Genomic DNA, 19152 nt, shown 5'->3' with positions numbered 1-19152 from the left:
TGTCGGGCTGTCGCGCCCGCAGGCTACGGCCGGCGGCGGGCGGCCGATTTCTGCGCGGACGCCTTGGTCTTGGCGAGGAGGCGCATCAATTCGCGCACATCCTTCGGGGAGAGATCGGCGAACAGATCGGCGATCCAGGTCTCGTGCTCGGCGGCCATCCTGCGGAACTCGGCACGCCCGAGCTTGGTCAGCCGGATCACCTGGACGCGGCGATCGGTGTCTGAGGTCCGCCGGTCGAGATGGCCTGATTCCACCAGGCGCTCCACGAGCCCGGTCACATTGCCGTTCGAGACCATCATGCGCTTGGAGACATCTGACAGGGTCATGCCGTCAGGCGCCTTGTCGAGCTGTGCCATCAGGTCGAAACGCGGCAACGTGACGTCGAACCGCTGCCGCAGCCGGCCGCGCACCTCGCCCTCGATCAGCGTCGTGCAGGTCAGGAGCCGCAGCCACAGCCGAAGCTCTTCGGCGTGGTCCTCCGGTGTTTCGACAACCTTGGTCTCGGAATCGAGCATGTCGATGCAGTCACTCACGGCCGGCCATGGCGCGGGCACGGATTCCCCAACGTTTTGAGCTTCAAATAAATCCGAGCCGGCCGCAAGTCCAAAGCTGCAACAATCGACCGCACGCCAATTTCTTTAGGCTTCAAATAATTGGCGCGCAGCTTGCATGCATCGCTGCCCGCAGGATGCGACGCCCCGCGCTCGGCTTGCCGCGGCCGCCGTCATCGGCATAAGCTTTGGATTGGAGTACGTGGCTTGCAGCGCAAGCCAATCGTCACGAGGGACAGATCATGAAGACGAAAATAACCTTGGCCGCAGCTGCGATGCTACTCGGCACCGTGGTGACCCCTGCCCTCGCCCAGGAAAAAATCAAGCTGGGTGTGATCGTGACCCTATCGGGGCCCGCCGCAGCGCTGGGCCAGCAGGTTCGCGACGGCTTCGCGCTCGCCGTGAAGGATCTCGGCAGCAAGATGGGTGGCCGCGATGTCGAGGTCGTCGTCGTCGACGATGAGCTGAAGCCGGATGCTGCGGTGACCAAGGTGAAGGGCCTTCTGGAACGTGAGAAGGTCGACTTCGTGGTCGGGCCGATCTTCTCCAACATCCTGCAGGCCATCCACCGGCCCATCACGGAGTCGAAAACCTTCCTGATCAGCCCCAATGCCGGTCCCTCGACCTTCGCCGGCAAGGATTGCAACCCGTTCTTCTATGTGACCTCGTATCAGAACGATCAGGTGCACGAGATCCTCGGCAAGGTCGCGCAGGATCGCGGCTACAAGCGGATGTACCTGATGGTGCCGAACTATCAGGCGGGCAAGGATTCGGTGGCTGGCTTCAAGCTGGACTACAAGGGCGAGATCGTCGAAGAGTCCTACATGCCGTTGAACACGTTGGATTTCCAGCCGGAGCTCTCCAAGATTTCCTCGCAGAAGCCCGATGCACTGTTCACATTCATGCCGGGCGGCCTCGGCGTCAATCTCGTCAAGCAGTACCGGCAGGCCGGGCTCGCCGATACTATTCCGGTGCTCTCGGCCTTCACGGTCGATGAATCGACCCTGCCGGCACAGCAGGATGCGGCGGTGGGCATGTTCGGTGGCGCGAACTGGGCGCCCAATCTCGACAATCCCCAGAACAAGAAGTTCGTTGCCGCCTATGAGGCCGCCTACAACAGCGTTCCCGGCACCTACGCCTTCCAGGCCTATGATGCCGCGATGCTGATCGACAGCGCAGTCAAGGCCGTGAAGGGCAATCTCTCCAACAAGGAGGCCGTTGGCGCCGCGTTGAAGAAGGCCGACTTCACCTCGCTGCGCGGGGCCTTCAAGTTCAACAACAACAATTATCCGATCCAGGATTTCTACCTGACCAAGGTCGCCAAGCGTCCGGACGGCAAATTCCAGACCGAGATCGTGCAGAAGGTGTTCGAGAATTACGGCGACCGCTATGCCAAGGACTGCAAGGCGGCGAACTGAGCATGATCCGGACCCGAAGGGCCGCACTAGCGCAAAGTGCGCAGCGGTTTTCCGAAAATGATCATGCTCTAACAATAGCCACGCAGCGCGTTACGGGAGGACTGCAATGAAGAGCGAAATCACCGGCATCACGCGGGCCAATGAGGGAATCCAGGGTATTTCCTGGAACATCCTTGGCCAGACCTACGTGCCGAAGAGCTACGCCGAGAACAGCTTCTCCTGGCACGCGACGCTGCCGCCGGGCACCTTCGTGCCGCCGCACATTCACCCCGACCAGGATGAGTATCTCTACATGCTGGAGGGCAAGCTCGATTTCATGCTGGGCAATTCGGAGGCGCAGGCCAGTGCAGGCGACCTGATCCGCCTCGGCATGGGCGTGCCGCACGGCATCTTCAACAAGTCGGAGCAGACCGCCAAGGTGCTGTTCTGGGTCTCGCCGAGCCGCAAGCTGTTCGACCTGTTCTGGGGTCTCCACAACATGAAGGAGCAGAAGCCCGAGGACGTCGTGGCGATGGCCGCCGAGTTCAACATCCACTTCCTGCCGCCGCCGCCCGGCGGCTAGAGCATGATCCGGAAAAGTGCGTAGCGGTTTTCCGAAAAGATCATGCTCAAACAAGAACCCTAAAGCGCGATGACGATTCGTCCCAATCGCATCACGCTTTAGGCGCGCTTCAGGCGCGCACCGCCGCGAGTCCGGGCACCGCGGCGAAACCTGCCTTGGTGGCATAGCCGCGCACGATGGCCTCGCGCTGGGAATAGCTCAGGACGTTGTCGACATTGTCGAAGCCGTCGGGCGCGAGCTGCTCGACGGCGTCGATAACGCCCTCCGGCCCGCCGCGCCGGTTGGAGCGGACGATTTCGGCCGTCATCGGCAGACGCTTCTTCTCGTATTCGAGCAAGGCCTGTCGCGGGTGTTCGGCGCGCACCAGCACATCCGCAAGACAGCGCGCGTCGAGAATGGCCTGCGAGGCGCCGTTCGATCCAACCGGATACATCGGATGCGCGGCATCGCCGAGCAGCGTGACCCGGCCCAATGACCAATAGGGCAAGGGATCGCGGTCGCAGGTCGGATATTCGTAGAATTCGGGCGTTGCCGAGATCAGGCTCGTCACGTCGATATAGGGCACCGAGAAGCGTGCCACGTGCGGCATCAGCTCCTCGCGGCGGCCCGGCCGCGACCAGTCTTCCTTCCGCGGCGGCGGCGCGTTGCCCTCGCCCACCTTCACCAGCACCGCCCAATTGGTCAGGCGGCTCGCCGGGCTCGATCCTTCCGCGATCGGATAGATCACCACCTTGGCATTGAGACCGCCGGCCACGATCATCGATTTTCCGGTGAGAAACAGCGGCCAGTCGCGCGCACCGCGCCACAGCATGAGGCCGTTCCAGCACGGCGGCCCTTCGTTCGGAAACAGCGTCTCGCGGACGCGAGAGTGAATGCCGTCGGCGCCGATCAGGATATCGCCGCGCGCGGTGTGGACATGGGTGCCGGCGCGATCGAAGAAGTAAGCAGTGACGCCGCCCTCGTCCTGCGTGAAGGCGCCGAGCCGGCAGCCGGTGTGGATCGCCTCACGGCCCAACCGCTCCTCGACGGCACGATGGATGACGCCCTGAAGGCGCCCGCGATGGATCGAGAATTGCGGCACATCGTGGCCGGCGTCGATGCCGCGAGCTTCGCGCCAGACCTCCTGGCCGTGGCGGTTGAGATAATAGAGCTGATCGGTGCGGATCGCGACCTCGTCGAGCTTCTGCAACAGGCCGAGGCCGGCCAACTCCCGCATCGCGTGCGGCAGCGTGTTGATGCCGACGCCGAGCTCGCGAATGGTGTCGGCCTGCTCGAAGATCTCGCAATCCAGGCCGCGCGAGCGGAACATCAAAGCCGTCGTGAGACCACCGATACCGCCACCGACGATAATCGCCTTCATCGCCCTAACTCCACTCGAACCGCAGGCAATGGGTTAACGTCGCACGGGCGGTCACTCCGCCGCAAGCGGCTTTGTCGCCTCCGTCTTGAGCTCGGCCCGGGTCTTGGGCTTAGCCTTAATTCTCAGCTCCTGGAGATCCTGCCGGTCGCGCACGCTGTCGCGGAACCCGAATACATGCGCATCGGCGACATCATCGCGCGATTGGCGAGCTTCATCTCACGCAGGCGGCAATGAAATTATTTTAAACCTAAAATAATCCCCCGCAAGTCCCCCTCGCTGGATTGGCTGCAGATAATTGCGACCGGCTCAGTCGCCCCTGAAGACCGGTTTGATCTTGTTGGCGAAAGCGTCGAAGGCGCGCTCGAAATCCGCCGTTGTCATGCACAGGGCTTGAGCCACGGCCTCCGCTTCGATCGCCTCCTCCACCGACATCGCCCATTCCATGGCCAGCATCCGCTTGGTCATGGTGTTGGCGAAGGTCGGGCCTTCCGCGACCTGCCTGGCCAGAACCTGCGCCTGGGGCAGCACCTGCTCTGGCGTGACGATGCGGCTGAAGAAGCCCCAGCGCTCGCCCTCTTCCGCCGTCATGAACCGGCCGGTGTAGAGCAGCTCGGAGGCGCGGGACTGCCCGATGATCCGCGGCAGGATGGCGCAAGCGCCCATGTCGCAGCCGGCCAACCCCACCTTGTTGAACAGGAACGCCACCTTGGCCCCGCTCGCCGCAAGGCGCATATCAGACGCCATCGCGATGATCGCTCCGGCCCCGGCACAGATACCTTCGACCGCGGCCACGATCGGCTGCGGACAGGCCCGCATCGCCTTGACGAGGTCGCCGGTCATGCGCGTGAAGGCGGTCAGACCCTTGGTGTCCATCTTCACCAGCGGGCCGATGATCTCGAACACGTCGCCGCCGGACGAGAAATTGCCGCCGGCACCCGTCACGACGATGGACTTGACCGCGTCGTCGAAGGCGCAGGCGCGGAAGAAGTCGGTCAGTTCCCGATAGCTCTCGAACGTCAGCGGATTCTTTCGTTCGGGACGGTTGAGCGTGACCGTCGCAACGCCATCGACCACGGCGAGCAGGAAGTGCTGCGGTGAGTAATCCGCAAGCGGCACGGTAACGGGATTGGCTGGTCTGCTCATGGGATCTCCTTGGCTTTCTTTTTCCGCGCCTGCCAGGCAGGCTAGACTTCGCCACCGGCCACTGCGATCGCCTGTCCGGTGATCGCGCTCGCGCCCTCCCCGCACAGCCAGAGAACCGCGTCTGCGACCTCCTGAGGCGTGACCAAGCGTCCTTGCGGATTGTGCTTCGCGAGCTCGGCAATTGCCTGCTCGCGGGTTCGGCCCGTCTTCTTCATGATGTTGTCAATGCTCCCGGCGACGAGGTCGGTGTCGGTAAAGCCGGGACACACCGCATTCACGGTGACGTTGCTTCCGGCCATCTCGAGAGCAAGCGAACGCACGAGGCCGATCACGGCGTGTTTGGCCGCGGCATACGCGCTGACATAGGCGTAGCCCTTGAGGCCTGCGGTGGACGCTACCGCGACGATGCGGCCGTAGGGACGATCCTTCATGCCCGGCAGCACGGCCTGGACGGCATGCACGACGCCCATGAAATTGACATCCATCATCCGGCTGAAGAGCGCGCTGTCCGATTTCGCGAACGGCGCCGATTCAGCGCTGCCCGCGTTGGCGATCAGGATGTCGATCGGCTTGCGCGCACTTGCCCCGGCGATCGCGGCTTTCAGAGACGCTTCGTTCGAGACATCAGCGACAGCCGTAAAGTGCGCGGCGCCTGCATTGACCGCCTCGTCGAGAACCGCCGCGTTCCGGCCAAGCACGGTCACGGTCGCACCGGCGCCGACGAGAGCGGACGCGATCGCGCGGCCGATGCCGCGCCCGCCACCGGTGACCAGCGCGTGCGGCGAATGCGGCAATCCGGACATGCGCTGGCTCCCTCGGCTCTCGTGATCGCGCTTCCGATATATTTTAACCTTCAAGTTTTTGCAACGAAAGCGGCGCGTGGGCGGCGAATGATGCGGCACGAGCAACGGCCCGAAAATTGCTTTAAGTATAAAATTATCGCTTTCCATCTCCGAAAGGCCTGTTAGCATCGAGGGGCCCAGCAGAAGGATGTCGCGTGTCGCAGCCTGTGCCAATGATAACAAGGGACGGACGCTTCGCCTATGAAGCCGCGGGCGATCCGGACGCGATACCGCTGATCTTCCTGCACGGCATCGGCGGCGCGGCGCGGGCCTGGCGGCGGCAGCTTGCGACATTTGGCGACCGCTTCCGCGCGATCGCATGGGACATGCCCGGTTATGGAGGATCGGCGCCGCTTGCGAGCGTCAGTATCGCTGCCCTGGCGGAGGCGCTCCAGCAGTTCATCGCGCAACTCGGCGTCAGCAGACCTGTTCTGGTCGGCCATTCCATCGGCGGCATGATCGTTCAGAAGTGGCTGGTTCAATCCCCCAAGCTGGCACGCGCAGTCGTGCTGGCGCAGACCAGCCCTGCGTTCGGAAAGGCGGACGGCGACTGGCAGAAATCATTCATCGCAGCGCGACTGGGACCGCTCGATCGCGGCGAGACGATGAAGTCGCTGGCCCCTTCCCTGGTGAAGGAGCTCGTCGGCGACGATCCCGATCCGAATGGGATGGAGGTCGCCCGCGAATGCATGGGGAGCGTGCCCGAAGCGAGCTATCGTGCCATGATGCTGGCCCTCATCGGCTTCGATCAGCGCAGCACGCTCGGAAATATCTCTGTTCCCACGCTGTTGCTGTCCGGCTCAAAAGACAACAACGCGCCCGCGCCGATGATGGCAAAGACGGCGGCCTATATCCCGGGGGCCGAATATGTCGAGCTGCCTGGCGTCGGCCATCTCGCCAATCTCGAACGCCCCGAGGCCTTCGACGAAGCTCTCGGCCGGTTCCTGAACTCTCTCGCGACCAAAGCCTAAGGTAACTGCGCGATGACCATGCAAGTCAGCAAGACGATTGGCGCGACCAACAAGGTCGCGCTGGATGCGCCGATCTTCGATCCTGTCGCATTCAGCCTGAGCGACGAGCAGGCCGGCATCATCACCCGCGCGAGAGAGATCGGCCAGACCGTCTTTGCCGGTCGCGCCGCCACTTACGATCGCGAGGCGACCTTCCCGACCGAAAATTACTGCGATTTGCATCGCGTCGGCCTGCTCGGCATTGCCGTGCCAAAGAAGCACGGCGGCCTCGGCGCGAATTACCAGACCTATGCCCTGGCGGCGGCCGAGATCGGCCGCTATTGCGGCGCCACCGCGCTGACCTGGAACATGCATGTCTGCTCGACCCTGTGGTCGGGTCCGCTCGCCGACGATCTGGACATGGACGCGGACACCCGTGCCGAGCACGAGCGGCGGCGCGCGGTGCACTACAAGCGCATCGTCGAGGATGGAGCGATCTACTCGCAGCCCTTTTCCGAAGGTGGAGCTGCCGCTGCCGGCGGGGTCGCATTCGGCACTGAAGCAAGGCCGGTTAAAGGGGGCTGGATCGTCAACGGCAAGAAGATCTTTGCCTCGCTTTCGGGCCACGCCGACTATTACGGCGTGCTTTGCACCGAGATGGAGCAAGGCGAGAAGGCGTCGCGCCGCAACACGCTTTACCTGGCGATATCAGCCAAATCAGAAGGCGTCTCGGTCGTCGGCGACTGGGACCCGCTGGGCATGCGCGGCACGGTTTCGCGGACGCTGCTGTTCAAGGATGTGTTCGTTCCGGAAGATTCGGCGCTGATGCCGCGCGGCGTGTATTTCCAGGCAGCTCAGCGCTGGCCGCACATGTTCCTGACGCTGTCGCCGACCTATATGGGCCTGGCGCAAGCCGCCTACGACTTCACCGTGCGTTACTTGCGCGGCGAGGTCCCGGGCATGCCGTCGGTCAAGCGGCGGATGTACCCGACCAAGCAGATCGCGGTGGCGCAGATGCAGATCAAGCTGGAGCAGATTAAGGCAATCTGGTTCCAGGCCGTGACCGAGGCGCGCGCCAATCCGAGCAAGGAGCAAGTGCTGCGCGCCTATGCCGCGCAATATTCCGTGATGGAGGGCGCCAATGAGCTCGCCGCGCTCGCGATCCGCACCTGCGGCGGTCAGGCCATGCTTCGCTCGCTGCCGCTGGAGCGAATCTATCGTGACAGCCGCTGCGGCTCGCTGATGCTGCCCTGGACCGCCGAGCTCTGCCTCGACCGGATCGGGCGCGAAGCGCTGTACGAGGCCGGTGAAACGGACGACTGACCGTGGACCTCTGTAGCCTGATCGACCGCAACGCGGCGTTCGCGCCAGACAAGACGGCCATTGCCTTCGAAGGGACGCGGCTGAGTTATGCGGCATTCGCCGCACGCATCGAGCAAACGGCCACGGCCTTAAAACAGGCGCTCGGCGTCGGCCGCGGCGATCGCGTCGCGATTCTAAGCCTGAACCGGCCGGATTATCTGGTTCTGCTTTACGCCTGTGCGCGGCTCGGCGCGATGCTGGTGCCGCTGAACTGGCGACTGGCCGTCGCCGAGCAGCTGTTCATTCTCGGCGATGCCGGCACCAAGGTCCTGGTGCTCGAGCAGGCGTTTTCCGGAGTGCTTGCCGAGCTGGGACAGACCGCGGCAGGGACATCCGTCGTCGGCCTCGACTTCACGCCACCTCGCGGCACGACATTCGAAGATTTGCTGGCCCGCGGTGACGGCACGAGCCGAAATCCACATACCGACCTCTCCTGCCCGCTGCTCATCGTCTACACGTCGGGCACGACGGGACGGCCAAAGGGCGCGGTGCTGCGCCAGGAGGCGCTGTTCTGGAACGGTGTCATGAGCCAGCACATGCACAACATGACGTCCGACGACCACGTGCTGACCGTGCTGCCGTTCTTCCACGTCGGTGGCCTCAACATCCAGACTACGCCGGCGTTGCAGCTGGGCGCGACCGTCACGGTCCATGCGCGCTTCACGCCGGACGCCGCGCTTGCGGCCATTGAAGGGGAACGGCCGACACTCACGGTGATGGTTCCTGCGATCCTTCAGGCGGTGAGTGAGCATCCCGCCTGGGCGACCGCTGATCTTTCCTCACTCAAGGCCGTCGCCACCGGCTCGACCATCGTACCGCCGCACCTGATCGAGCGCTTCGTCGCGCGCGACGTCCCGGTGCTTCAGGTCTATGGCTCGACCGAAACCTGCCCGATCGCCGTCTACACGCGGCTTGGCGGCGATCTTTCGCGCGCGGGATCGACCGGCCTTGCCGGCCTGTGCTGCGAGGCAAAGGTGATCGACCAGGCCGGCGAAGAACTGCCCGCGGGCACGCCGGGCGAAATCGCGGTGCGCGGTCCCAACGTGTTCTTCGAATATTGGGGAAACGACGCCGCAACGCGCGAGGCGCTGCAGGATGGCTGGTATCGCACCGGTGATATCGGCCTGTGCGATGCCGACGGCTATTTCTGGGTCCGCGACCGCAAGAAGAACATGATCATTTCAGGCGGAGAAAACGTCTACCCGGCCGAGGTCGAGCGCGTCCTGCTCGAACACCCCGACGTCAGCGAATGCGCCGTGATCGGCCGGCCGGACCCGCGCTGGGACGAGGTGCCGGTCGCCTATGTCATTGCGAGATCCGGCTGCCGGCTCGAGGCGGACGAATTGAGGGCGCATCTTCAGGCGCAACTCGCGCGCTACAAAATTCCGCGCGAGATCGTCTTCGTCAACGACCTGCCGCGGACGGCGCTGGGCAAGGTCCAGCATTTCCTGCTGAAGCAGCTTGACGCGCAGTCACGGGCGCAAGGAGAAGCATCTTGAAGATCGCAGTTCTGGGTGGGGGAAACGGCTCTTTCGCGGCCGCGGGCGATTTTGCGCTGTCGGGGCACGAGGTGCGGCTCTGGCGCCGCGATGCCGATCAGGTCGCAGCGCATCGCGCCGCCGGCTCGCGCATCCTGGTCAAGGATCACAACGGCCGTCATGACGTGAAGCTGGCGCTGGTCACGACCGACATCGCGGACGCCGTCGAAGGCACGGAGCTGATCCTGTGCCCCGCGCCCGCCTTCGCGCAATCAAATATCGCTCGCCTGCTCGCGCCGCATTTGCGGGACGGTCAGGTCGTCTTTCTGCCGCCGGCGACGTTCGGCTCGATGATCTTCGCCCAGGCGGCCCGAGATGCCGGCAACAATGCCAAGGCCAGCTTTGCCGAAACGGGCACGCTTCCGTGGCTGACCCGCAAGCACGGACCGTTCGAGGTCGCGATCACCATCCGCGCCAAGCGGCTCCCGGTCGGCGTGTTCCCGCTCGAGCAGGCGCCCCACGCCCTCGCAGTGATCGGGCGCGCTTTCCTAGACGCGATCGAGACATGCGGAGACGCGCTGTCGGGCGCCCTGATGAACGCAGGTCCGATCATTCACCCGCCGTTGATCGTGATGAACGCAGGGCCGATCGAACATTTCGAGCGCTGGGACATTCACAAGGAAGGTACGCAAGCCGCGATCCGCCGGGTCACTGACGCGCTCGACGCAGAACGCATCGCAGTGCGCGAGGCACTCGGCTACGGCGCGCCGCATTTCCCGCTGGCTCATCACTACGCGAGGGAAGGCGAGATCTGGATGTATGGCCGCGGCTCGCACGACCGGTTGACCGATTCCGGTGATTGGCGCGAGCGGATCGTGCTGACAGAGCACCGTTACATGCGCGAGGATCTGCGGCTTGGGCTGTCGCTGCTGGTGTCCGTCGCGGGTCTCGCTGGCGTGGACACACCGCTGGCCAAAGCGTTTCTGTCAATCGGCGGCGCGGTCTGCGGCGAAGATTTTGCGCGAGGTGGCCGAACGCTCCAGACGCTGGGACTCGGCGAGCTCAGCAAGGCTGAATTGCAGACGCTGCTCCGCAATGGATTCTGATCAATGACCAGTCGCATCAATATCGCCTGTCTCGGCGCTGGCCGCATGGGCCGGGGCATTGCCGTTGCCTTCGCGTATGCAGGGCACAGGGTCACGATGATCGATATCAAGGCGCGTTCCGCGGAGGACTTCACCAAGCTGGAAACGGACGCGCTTGGCGAAGTCAGGAAGACCTTCGCCAGCCTGTCAAAACTGGGGCTGCTGACCGACGCGGATGTCGATCCGCTGATCGCGCGGGTCTCGGTGGTGCCGGCGAGCCGGAGCGGCGCAGCGTTGGCCGAAGCCGGAATGATCTTCGAAGGCGTTCCTGAGGTGGTCGAGCTCAAGCGCGAGGTGCTGGGGGCGGCGGCAAAGCAGGTCGGCCCTGAAACGATCATCGCGTCGACGACCTCGACCATCCTCGTCGACGATCTCTCGGGCGCGATCGTGAACCCGCGCCGCTTTCTAAACGTGCACTGGCTCAACCCGGCCTATCTCATCCCGCTGGTCGAGGTTTCGCCCGGCAAGGCGACAGACCCGGCCGTCATCGACGAGGTCAAGACGCTGCTCGAAGGCATCGGGAAGGTGCCGGTGGTCTGCGCCGCCACACCGGGTTTCATCGTCCCGCGCATCCAGGCGCTGGCAATGAACGAGGCCGCGCGCATGGTCGAGGAAGGCGTCGCCAGCGCCGAAGAGATCGACAAGGCGATCCGTTACGGCTTCGGCTTCCGCTATGCCGTGCTCGGGCTGCTCGAATTCATCGATTGGGGCGGCGGCGATATCCTATACTACGCCAGCCGTTACCTCGAAGGCGCGCTTGGTAGCGACCGCTATCGCGCGCCGGAGGTCATTTCCCGCAACATGCATGAAGGCCGGATCGGCCTGCGCACGGGCGCCGGCTTCCTGGATTACTCCGGGATGGACGTCGATGCTTATCGCGTGAAGCGGTTGCAGGCCATGGTCGACCTGCTCCGGCACTTCGACCTCGCCCGGCCGCCCGTGCTCGATCGCGGCTACCCGAAGACGTCCTGAAGCACGCCTTCGCGGACGACCGCAACGCCGTCGAGCTCGATCGTCGTTCCCATCATCGGCAGGTCGAAATGTCCGGCCGTGTAGCGCCCTGCAAATTCATTCGCACCGGTCGAGAACAGGAAATTGCCGGAAACGGCCCGAATCTCTGTGCCGTTGGTGTCGCGCTGGTCATACATGGATAGTGCCTCATAGCGCGCACCGGGATTCATGCCGAAGCCGACATGCGACACGGCATAGGCTTCGCGATCGCCCCAGGCGGCCAGATAAGCGCGCATCATCGCGGCATCCGTGCCCTCGCCTTCGAGTTCCACGACATAGTCGTCCTTCAGAGTCATCTTCACCGGCGAGGTCAGGTAGCGCTTGAAGGTCAGGTTGATGTCGCCGGGCGCCATCACCAGAGTGCCGTTGATGGTCCCGCTCTTGGGAAAGCTGACGACGATGCCGCCGGGCCAATGCGCGAGCGTGCCGGGCTTGTCGGTCCAGCCCCACACACCGACAGTCGACGCTCCGACCATATCGACATCGAGCGCCGTGCCGGCCTTCGAGGAGACACGCATGCGCTTCGTTCCGCGCAGCATTTTGGCCGCCGCACGAACACGCTTTTCGAGCGCGGAATCCGGCACCATGCGCTCCAGCGCTTCGGGATGCTCGTTGGAGATCACCAGGATCCGCGCGCCGGCTTTGAGAATCTCCGGCGTCTCCACCGCATGCATCAGTCCTTCGATGGTGCAATCCACGACGAAGCCGGCCTGCTGAAGCGCCGTGATCACTGGACCAAGCTTTTGGATCGCCTCGCTCGCCCCGGTGGAGCGGACCGGAACGATATGCCGGTTACGTGGCGTCGGCATCACCACATGAAACGGCCGCGCGCCCATCCGCAGCAGGGCCAGCTCCGCGAGATGGACGTTCAATGCGCGTGACTGGGTCTCCGACAGGATCGCCGCGGTATCGCCGGCCTTGACGGCGCATCGCTCAAAGATCTCGCAAAACGCATCGATCCATTTTGCCTCGATACGATCAGCCAGCATGGTTCTCTCCCGGTCTTCAGGATTCTTGTTAGTTACGCTTCGGGGAAGCCCCGGAGCAAGTACGAGCGCACGGCTCCCAGCAGGCCGTTCAAGATCAAGCCCAGCAGCGAGATCGTGATCAGCGGCACGAACATGTCCACGGCCTGGAAGGTTCTGGCCGCAGTCACGAGCGCGTGCCCCAGTCCGTCCGTCGACGTGATCATCTCGGCCAGAAACACCACGATGCAGGAAATGACAAGGCCAATCCGGCACCCGGTCAGGATCGACGGCATCGCTGCCGGCAGCACTACCTTGAAGAGAATTTCGTAGCGTGACGATCCCGCAGCCATAGCCGACCAGATCAGCTTCTGCTCGACGGTCGAGGCACCGTAATAGGTCGACAGCAGGATCGGGAAAAGAGCGTCGGCAGCCACTAATGTGATCTTCGATCCGTGGCCAAATCCGAGCAGCAGCAGCAAGGCCGGATAGAGCGCGACCTTGGGCAAAGGCGCCAATACGCGCACGATGGGCCGAACCACGGCGTTGATCGCCGGATTGGCGGCGGCGGCAATGCCGATGCTGACACCGAGCACGACAGCAATCGCGAAGCCGGCAAACAGCCTGATCAGGGTCGCCGCGATCTCGTGCTGGAACGTCGAGGTTACGAGTTGCTGGAGCAGCCGGCCGAAGACGTAGCCAGGCGGCGGCAGCAGAACTGCCGGCGCGAAGCCGAAAGATACCAAGCCTTGCCACAGCGCGATCACCAGTGCGATCGGAGCAATTCCAAGAACGAAATTAGGGGCGAGAAGCCGCGACATCATGAGAAGCTCAGCGGCATGTCGAACTGCGGCTCGGACCAGCGCACGAGCCTGGCACGAACCTTCTCGAAAATCGCGTCGAGGCAGATTCCCATCGCTCCCACGATGATGATCATCGCAAAGACGGTTTCGTATTGGCCCATGTCGAGCGCGTTGAACAGGATGTTTCCGGCACCGGACTGACGGGCAATCATCTCACTGGTGATCATCGTGATCAGCGCCAACACCAATCCTGTACGACACCCCGTCAGAATTTCCGGCAGCGCCGCCGGCAGCACGATACGCACCAGGCGTTGCACCGGCGAGAGCCCCATCGCAGCGCCCGACCACAGCATCTTCTCTTCGACCGCCTTGGCGCCTTCGAAGCTGTGATAAATCACGGGCAGGCTGACGCCGAGGAAGATCACGAGCGTCTTCGTGATGTCGCCGACGCCGAGCCAGAGCATGATGATCGGCATCAAGGCCGCCTTCGGCACCGGATAGATCACCATCAGCAGCGGATTGAAGAAGGCAGCAATCGCGGCGCTACGTCCCATCAACAGCCCAAGCGGAATCGACACGAGCACGGCCGCGCCAAATCCCATCGCCATGCGCCGGAGCGAGGCCAGAATATTGATCAGGGATTCCCTGTCGCCAAGGATGTCCGGAATCGCTCTCATCGCTCCAATCGCGGTCGGAAAGCTGTCATTCTTCAGCGCCAGTGACGCGACCTGCCACACCACCAGCAATCCGATGCAGGCGAGCACCGGGGCAGCGCGCTTGGTCATGCCGGCCGCCGACATCACGCGGGCGCTCCGGCTTCGTCGCTCTCGTCGAACATGCGCTCGATGTCGACGACGTACTTCTGGTAACGCGGATCGAGCAACAGCTCGTTGCGGCGGCGCGGCCGCGGCAGGTCGATGTCGATGACCTGCCGGATTCGCCCGGGCGATTTCGACATCATGACGACCTTGTCCGAGAGGAAGACGGCTTCGTCGACCGAATGGGTGACGAAAAGCACCGTCTTGCGGTCACGCTCCCAGATGTTCAGAAGATCGTTCTGCAGGCGCGTCCTCGTGTGCGCGTCGAGTGCCCCGAACGGCTCGTCCATCAGCAGCACTTCGGGATGGTAGGCAAGCGTCCGCGCCAGCGCCACGCGCTGCTTCATGCCGCCCGACAGCTCCTTGGGATAGAAGTTCTCGTAGCCCTTGAGGCCGACCATCTCGATCAGGGCCCGGCTCTGCGCTTCGGCCTCGGTGCCGCGAATTCCTTGCTGACGCGGCCCATACATCACGTTGCCGAGCACAGTCTTCCAGGGAAAGAGCGCAAATTCCTGGAATACCGGTCCACGATCCGGACCGGGCCCCGTGATCGCCTGTCCCTTCATCTTCGCCGCGCCGCTGGTTGGACTGACGAAGCCGCCGACAATGTAGAGCAGTGTCGACTTGCCGCAGCCGGACGGACCAAGGATGGAGACGAAAGCTCCTTCCTCGATCGTCAGCGAAATGTCCGAAAGCGCAACGTGATTCTTGCGTGCCGAGGTTTTAAAGACCTGCGACACGCGGTCGATCTCGATGATTGCGGAAGCCGGGTCTTGTTGCGTCACCGGTCTCACCCATTCGCTCGATCTCGCAGATACTACCGTCATCCCGCCTTCCGTCCCACTCGCACGAGGATTCAGCGGCATCAGCTTAGCAAGAAGCCTGCCAGACAGGCTGTCACTTTCGCGCCCGTGCGGTGCGTCATTCGAACCACGGCCATTCTGCCGGGCCTTCATGCGTTACGGCTCCGCCCGGCGCCTGCCCAACCAGCCGGGCATATTTTGCCAGCGCACCTGCGCGGTGGCGAGGCGGGCGCGGCTTCCAATCGCGTCGCCGTGCGGCAAGCTCCTGTTCCTCGAGCAGGACATCCATCCGTCGATTTGCGGCATCAATCCGGATTCTGTCACCATTCCGGACGAGCGCCAGCGGACCGCCAACAAATGCCTCGGGGGACACGTAGCCGATGCACATCCCGCGGGTCGCGCCGGAGAACCGGCCATCGGTGATCAGCGCCACTTTTTCACCCATGCCCTGCCCGTAGATCAGTGCGGTGACGCCAAGCATCTCACGCATGCCAGGTCCGCCGACTGGCCCTTCATTGCGGATCACGAGAACCTCGCCCGCCTTGTAACTGCGGTCACGAACGGCTGCGACGCAGGCTTCTTCATCCTCGAAAACACGCGCGACGCCTTCGAAGAATTGGCTCTTCAAGCCCGCCACCTTGATCACCGCCCCATCGGGACAGAGGTTACCCTTCAGCACCGCGACACCACCGTCAGGCATGATCGGCGCGCGAGCCGTGTACACAACCTCTCCGTCGGGTGCGTTGGCCACACCGTACTCTTCGGCAAGTGTGCGGCCGGTGATTGACAAGCAGCCGCCATCGATATGACCGCTCTGGATCAGCTCGCGAATGATGACCGCAGCGCCGCCGATATCGTAGACATCCTTCGCCGTATACTTGCCTCCGGGGCGCAGATTGCCGATCAACGGCGTCCTGGCAAAGACCTCCCCCACGTCATCGATGCTGAATGCAATTCCGGCCTCATTCGCGATCGCCGGCAGGTGCAGCGCGGCGTTGGTCGAGCCGCCCGTCGCTGCCACGATCGCCGCTCCGTTCTCCAGGGATTTCCGCGTCACGATGTCGCGCGGCAGCGGCCCGCCGCGGTCCAGCATCTCCATGATCAGTCGGCCGGCGCGTCGCGAAATCTGCGCACGCTCGGAATAGACACCGGGCACCATCGAGACGTTGGGAATGGTCAGCCCCATCGCCTCCGATACCATGCCCATGGTGTTCGCGGTGAACTGGCCGGCGCACGCACCGATCGTCGGCAGGCAGGCGCGTTCAATGCGCTCGAGCGTGGCGCCATCGATCTCGCCAGTCATGAAGCTGCCGACAGCCTCATAGGAATCGAGCACCGTCAGCGTACGTCCATCCACGCGCCCGGGCAGCGAGCTGCCGCCATAGATGAAGATGGATGGCACGTTGCAGCGGACCATTCCCATCATCACGCCAGGAAGGGTCTTGTCGCACCCGCCGTATCCGATCAGCGCATCGTAGGCCAACCCATGGACCACGGCTTCGATCGAGTCGGCGATCAGCTCACGCGAGAAGAGGGAGAACTTCATCCCCTCATGATTCATGCTGATGCCGTCGGACACCGAAACAGTCGAGAATTCACGCGGTGTACCGCCGGCCTCATCGATCCCGGTCTTGGCTGCAGCTACCTGGAAGTCGTGGGTCATGTTGCAGGGCGTCTGCTCACCCTTCATGCTGACGATGCCCACCATCGGCTTCGCAATCGCAGCGTCGTCGAGCCCCATGGCGCGCATGAATGCACGATGCGGCGCTCGGTCGAGGCCGTCTGTGGTGACTCGGGAACGCAACTTCTTCATATATGCATCTTCTTCGTGCAGCGTCCCGGATGATCCGGAACGCTACGATGTTGGTTCGGTAATTCGTCCCGCTTCTATTGCAGCGGCGCGACGATCGACGGATGCTTGAACTGTGCGACATCCAGCTTCGGCAGCATTCCTGTTTCTGCATAGATATCCAGCATCTTCTGGATCGCCGGGAAGTTCGGCGCAGCACCCGGATCGCGGCCGAAATCATTGTCCTTGAGCAAGTAGGTCTCGAGTACCGGAATGGGGGCTTTCAGCACTTCATTGACGACCTTGAGAGTCTCCTCGCGGTTCGCGAGTGCCTTCTTCATGCCCGAGGTAATATCGCGGACATAGGCCTTGACCAACTCAGGGTTCTTGTCGACGAAATCGGCACGGCAGGCTTCCAGGATGTGCACGATGTTCGGCATGGCCTGGGAGAGCGAGAACAGCTTCCTTGTGCCGCCCTTTGCCTCCGCGCGCGCAGCAAACGGCTGGTTCATATTGACCGCGTCAACGCGGCCTTGGCGCAGCGCGTCCTCGGAGACGGCAAAGCCGACCTCGACCAGCTTGATGTCCTTGGCCGGATCGACGCCATTCTGCTTCAAGAGCAGATTGAACGGCCCTTGCGTACCGCCACCGATCACGGAAATGCCGACGGTCTTGCCCTTGAGATCCGCAATTGTCTTGATGGGCGAGTCATCCTTGACGGCCCAGTAGACCGAGAAGCCGCCGGGCATCTCGAAAACATGCTGCGCGACGATATAGGCCTTGAGATTGCCGCCGACGACCCCATTGGAGAGCGAGAGCGGCGCCTGCGTCGCGCAGTCCAGCGCACCTGCCGCCAGGGCCTGCGTCATCGGCGCGGTGCCCTGGAATTGGGTCCATTCGATGTTGTAGGTCTTGCCGAGATTGGGAAACTCTGCCGGCCTGCGCATCATCCAGTACTTGGACTCCTCCGCAGGGATGGTCCAGCCGACGCGGATCGTCTGCTGCCCCCATGACGGGCTTGCGTCCGCGCTCACGGCGGCTGCCGCCCCCAAAGCCAGGATCCACTTCGAAACGGTTCGCATCGTGCCACTCCGCTGCTCCGGCGCCGACTGGCGCCCCCAACCCGACCGCCTCAAATGTTTCATGGTTCAAACAATCAGGCAAGCCATGCGAGGTGGGCGGTCTTGCCGGCAGATGGGCAATGTATGGTAAAGCGGCGTCTACGACAGAAGGAGGCAACCTATGGCTGACGACAGCAAGAACCGCACCGAGAAGCTCGGCTATCTCGGCCTCGGACTCATGGGAACTCCGATGACCCGACGCCTGCTGAAGGCCGGCTATCAGGTCGCTGTCTGGAATCGCTCGGAGGGCAAGGTGGCGCCGCTGGTCGAGGCTGGTGCCAAGCACGTGGTCACGCCGCGTGATCTCCTGGCGAGCTCGGATATCGTCTTTATGTGCGTAACGGATGCGGCGGCGGTGGAGGAGGTGATCTTCGGACCCGAAGGTCTGGCAGCGGCCCCTGGCGCGGGCAAGCTTGTGGTCGACTTCTCGTCAATTCATCCCGACGCGGCGCGCGACCTCGCAACGCGATTGAAAGACGCGAACGGGGCGGGCTGGATCGATGCGCCGGTGTCCGGGGGCACGAAGGGCGCCGAGGAAGGAACGCTCGCCATCATGGCGGGCGGCGAAGCTGGCGACATCGAGAGGGTGCGGCCCTATGTGCTGGCCATGGCGCGCAGGTTCACGCATATGGGCCCGCTCGGCGCCGGCCAGACCACAAAGCTGTGCAACCAGGTGATCGTCGGATGCGCGATGGCCGTGCTCGCGGAAGCAACCCGCCTTGCCGTGAACGCCGGAATTGACGCCAACCGATTGCCCGAAGCGCTCGCAGGCGGCTTTGCGGATTCCATCCCGCTCCAGCTGTTCGTGCCGCGAATGGTCAACGGCATTCACAGCCCGCCGCTCGGCCACATCGCCACGATGCTCAAGGATCTCGATACGGTCGCCGATGTTGCACAGGCAACCTCGACGCCAGTGCCGATGGCCGCGCTTGCCGGACAGCTTTTCAGGCTGGCGAAGGCCGCGCGAGGTGCGGACGCGGACGCGCTGGAGATCTACAAGCTTTCGGCGGCAGAGCGCAAAGCGCTCTAGG

General features: G+C 63.5%; 18 protein-coding genes. 8 read left to right on the top strand and 10 right to left on the bottom strand.

Going from position 1 to position 19152, the window contains the following annotated elements; translation table 11 throughout:
* Positions 1–23 precede the first annotated feature (23 nt).
* Positions 24–515, bottom strand: coding sequence for a MarR family transcriptional regulator (locus I6F24_RS25105; RefSeq protein WP_036007554.1), 492 nt, complete (start codon positions 513–515; stop codon positions 24–26).
* A 278-nt stretch (positions 516–793) separates the two neighbouring features.
* On the opposite strand from I6F24_RS25105, the gene I6F24_RS25100 reads away from it, so the two are divergent.
* A complete protein-coding gene (locus I6F24_RS25100) occupies positions 794–1969 on the top strand; it encodes an ABC transporter substrate-binding protein (protein WP_225130379.1) in 1176 nt (391 codons plus the stop codon).
* Between the two features lie 106 nt (positions 1970–2075).
* Positions 2076–2531 carry a cupin domain-containing protein gene (locus tag I6F24_RS25095; protein ID WP_036007559.1) on the top strand — a complete coding sequence of 152 codons (456 nt, stop codon included), beginning with the start codon at positions 2076–2078 and terminating at the stop codon, positions 2529–2531.
* Between the two features lie 109 nt (positions 2532–2640).
* Here the strand turns inward: I6F24_RS25095 and I6F24_RS25090 are convergent, their stop codons facing one another.
* The 3 genes from I6F24_RS25090 to I6F24_RS25080 form a co-directional block, all read right to left on the bottom strand.
* Positions 2641–3891, bottom strand: coding sequence for a flavin-dependent oxidoreductase (locus I6F24_RS25090; RefSeq protein ID WP_225150556.1), 1251 nt, complete (start codon positions 3889–3891; stop codon positions 2641–2643).
* 306 nt (positions 3892–4197) lie between these two features.
* Entirely contained in the window at positions 4198–5034 is an 837-nt protein-coding gene (locus I6F24_RS25085) for an enoyl-CoA hydratase family protein (RefSeq protein WP_225150554.1), read from the bottom strand.
* Positions 5035–5075: 41 nt separating this feature from the next.
* On the bottom strand, positions 5076–5837 hold the full coding sequence (locus I6F24_RS25080) for an SDR family oxidoreductase (RefSeq protein ID WP_225150552.1): 762 nt from the start codon (positions 5835–5837) through the stop codon (positions 5076–5078).
* Between the two features lie 212 nt (positions 5838–6049).
* Here I6F24_RS25080 and I6F24_RS25075 point away from each other — a divergent pair, with 212 nt between their 5' ends.
* Genes I6F24_RS25075 through I6F24_RS25055 form a run of 5 tightly spaced genes read left to right on the top strand, consistent with a single transcriptional unit; the run spans position 6050 to position 11783 of the window.
* Positions 6050–6847: an alpha/beta fold hydrolase gene (locus I6F24_RS25075; protein ID WP_225150550.1), complete on the top strand. Its 798-nt coding sequence runs from the start codon at positions 6050–6052 to the stop codon at positions 6845–6847.
* A 12-nt stretch (positions 6848–6859) separates the two neighbouring features.
* On the top strand, positions 6860–8149 hold the full coding sequence (locus I6F24_RS25070; RefSeq protein ID WP_225150548.1) for an acyl-CoA dehydrogenase family protein: 1290 nt from the start codon (positions 6860–6862) through the stop codon (positions 8147–8149).
* A gap of 2 nt (positions 8150–8151) precedes the next feature.
* Positions 8152–9687 (top strand): long-chain fatty acid--CoA ligase, encoded by a 1536-nt coding sequence (locus tag I6F24_RS25065; RefSeq protein WP_225150546.1) that lies wholly within the window; start codon positions 8152–8154, stop codon positions 9685–9687.
* Entirely contained in the window at positions 9684–10772 is a 1089-nt protein-coding gene (locus tag I6F24_RS25060; protein ID WP_225150544.1) for an NAD/NADP-dependent octopine/nopaline dehydrogenase family protein, read from the top strand. Before I6F24_RS25065 ends, I6F24_RS25060 begins: the two co-directional genes overlap by 4 nt.
* A 3-nt stretch (positions 10773–10775) precedes the next feature.
* Positions 10776–11783: a 3-hydroxybutyryl-CoA dehydrogenase gene (locus tag I6F24_RS25055; protein ID WP_036007580.1), complete on the top strand. Its 1008-nt coding sequence runs from the start codon at positions 10776–10778 to the stop codon at positions 11781–11783.
* On the opposite strand, the gene I6F24_RS25050 is transcribed toward I6F24_RS25055, so the two are convergent.
* From I6F24_RS25050 to I6F24_RS25025, 6 genes are all read right to left on the bottom strand, one after another.
* Positions 11765–12811 (bottom strand): peptidase M29, encoded by a 1047-nt coding sequence (locus tag I6F24_RS25050; protein WP_036028939.1) that lies wholly within the window; start codon positions 12809–12811, stop codon positions 11765–11767. The two genes, I6F24_RS25055 and I6F24_RS25050, sit on opposite strands and share 19 nt — an antisense overlap.
* A gap of 32 nt (positions 12812–12843) precedes the next feature.
* Entirely contained in the window at positions 12844–13611 is a 768-nt protein-coding gene (locus I6F24_RS25045) for an ABC transporter permease subunit (protein WP_225111951.1), read from the bottom strand.
* Positions 13608–14393, bottom strand: coding sequence for an ABC transporter permease (locus tag I6F24_RS25040; RefSeq protein ID WP_036028933.1), 786 nt, complete (start codon positions 14391–14393; stop codon positions 13608–13610). Before I6F24_RS25040 ends, I6F24_RS25045 begins: the two co-directional genes overlap by 4 nt.
* Positions 14390–15235, bottom strand: a complete 846-nt coding sequence (locus I6F24_RS25035; protein ID WP_050996053.1) for an ABC transporter ATP-binding protein — start codon at positions 15233–15235, stop codon at positions 14390–14392. The genes I6F24_RS25040 and I6F24_RS25035 overlap by 4 nt, the downstream gene beginning before the upstream one ends.
* 94 nt (positions 15236–15329) lie before the next feature.
* Entirely contained in the window at positions 15330–17024 is a 1695-nt protein-coding gene (gene ilvD, locus I6F24_RS25030) for a dihydroxy-acid dehydratase (RefSeq protein WP_225150541.1), read from the bottom strand.
* Between the two features lie 74 nt (positions 17025–17098).
* On the bottom strand, positions 17099–18082 hold the full coding sequence (locus tag I6F24_RS25025) for an ABC transporter substrate-binding protein (protein ID WP_225150539.1): 984 nt from the start codon (positions 18080–18082) through the stop codon (positions 17099–17101).
* Positions 18083–18242: 160 nt separating this feature from the next.
* On the opposite strand from I6F24_RS25025, the gene I6F24_RS25020 reads away from it, so the two are divergent.
* Positions 18243–19151: an NAD(P)-dependent oxidoreductase gene (locus tag I6F24_RS25020; RefSeq protein WP_225150537.1), complete on the top strand. Its 909-nt coding sequence runs from the start codon at positions 18243–18245 to the stop codon at positions 19149–19151.
* Position 19152: the final 1 nt, after the last annotated feature.

The sequence above is a fragment of the Bradyrhizobium sp. BRP23 genome (genome assembly GCF_020194135.1).
Classification (GTDB): Bacteria; Pseudomonadota; Alphaproteobacteria; order Rhizobiales; family Xanthobacteraceae; genus Bradyrhizobium; species Bradyrhizobium yuanmingense.
The sequence above is the reverse complement of the archived record's forward strand: the minus strand, read 5'-3'. Positions and strand labels throughout refer to the sequence as shown.

Coding starts and splice junctions, on each gene's coding strand:
- I6F24_RS25090 (WP_225150556.1), bottom strand. CDS start 3,891: ATGAAGGCGATTATCGTCGGTGGCGGTATCGGTGGTCTCACGACGGCT.
- I6F24_RS25070 (WP_225150548.1), top strand. CDS start 6,860: ATGACCATGCAAGTCAGCAAGACGATTGGCGCGACCAACAAGGTCGCG.
- I6F24_RS25050 (WP_036028939.1), bottom strand. CDS start 12,811: ATGCTGGCTGATCGTATCGAGGCAAAATGGATCGATGCGTTTTGCGAG.
- I6F24_RS25080 (WP_225150552.1), bottom strand. CDS start 5,837: ATGTCCGGATTGCCGCATTCGCCGCACGCGCTGGTCACCGGTGGCGGG.
- I6F24_RS25045 (WP_225111951.1), bottom strand. CDS start 13,611: ATGATGTCGCGGCTTCTCGCCCCTAATTTCGTTCTTGGAATTGCTCCG.
- I6F24_RS25035 (WP_050996053.1), bottom strand. CDS start 15,235: ATGACGGTAGTATCTGCGAGATCGAGCGAATGGGTGAGACCGGTGACG.
- I6F24_RS25085 (WP_225150554.1), bottom strand. CDS start 5,034: ATGAGCAGACCAGCCAATCCCGTTACCGTGCCGCTTGCGGATTACTCA.
- I6F24_RS25075 (WP_225150550.1), top strand. CDS start 6,050: ATGATAACAAGGGACGGACGCTTCGCCTATGAAGCCGCGGGCGATCCG.
- I6F24_RS25055 (WP_036007580.1), top strand. CDS start 10,776: ATGACCAGTCGCATCAATATCGCCTGTCTCGGCGCTGGCCGCATGGGC.
- I6F24_RS25020 (WP_225150537.1), top strand. CDS start 18,243: ATGGCTGACGACAGCAAGAACCGCACCGAGAAGCTCGGCTATCTCGGC.
- I6F24_RS25105 (WP_036007554.1), bottom strand. CDS start 515: ATGCTCGATTCCGAGACCAAGGTTGTCGAAACACCGGAGGACCACGCC.
- ilvD (WP_225150541.1), bottom strand. CDS start 17,024: ATGAAGAAGTTGCGTTCCCGAGTCACCACAGACGGCCTCGACCGAGCG.
- I6F24_RS25095 (WP_036007559.1), top strand. CDS start 2,076: ATGAAGAGCGAAATCACCGGCATCACGCGGGCCAATGAGGGAATCCAG.
- I6F24_RS25100 (WP_225130379.1), top strand. CDS start 794: ATGAAGACGAAAATAACCTTGGCCGCAGCTGCGATGCTACTCGGCACC.
- I6F24_RS25025 (WP_225150539.1), bottom strand. CDS start 18,082: ATGCGAACCGTTTCGAAGTGGATCCTGGCTTTGGGGGCGGCAGCCGCC.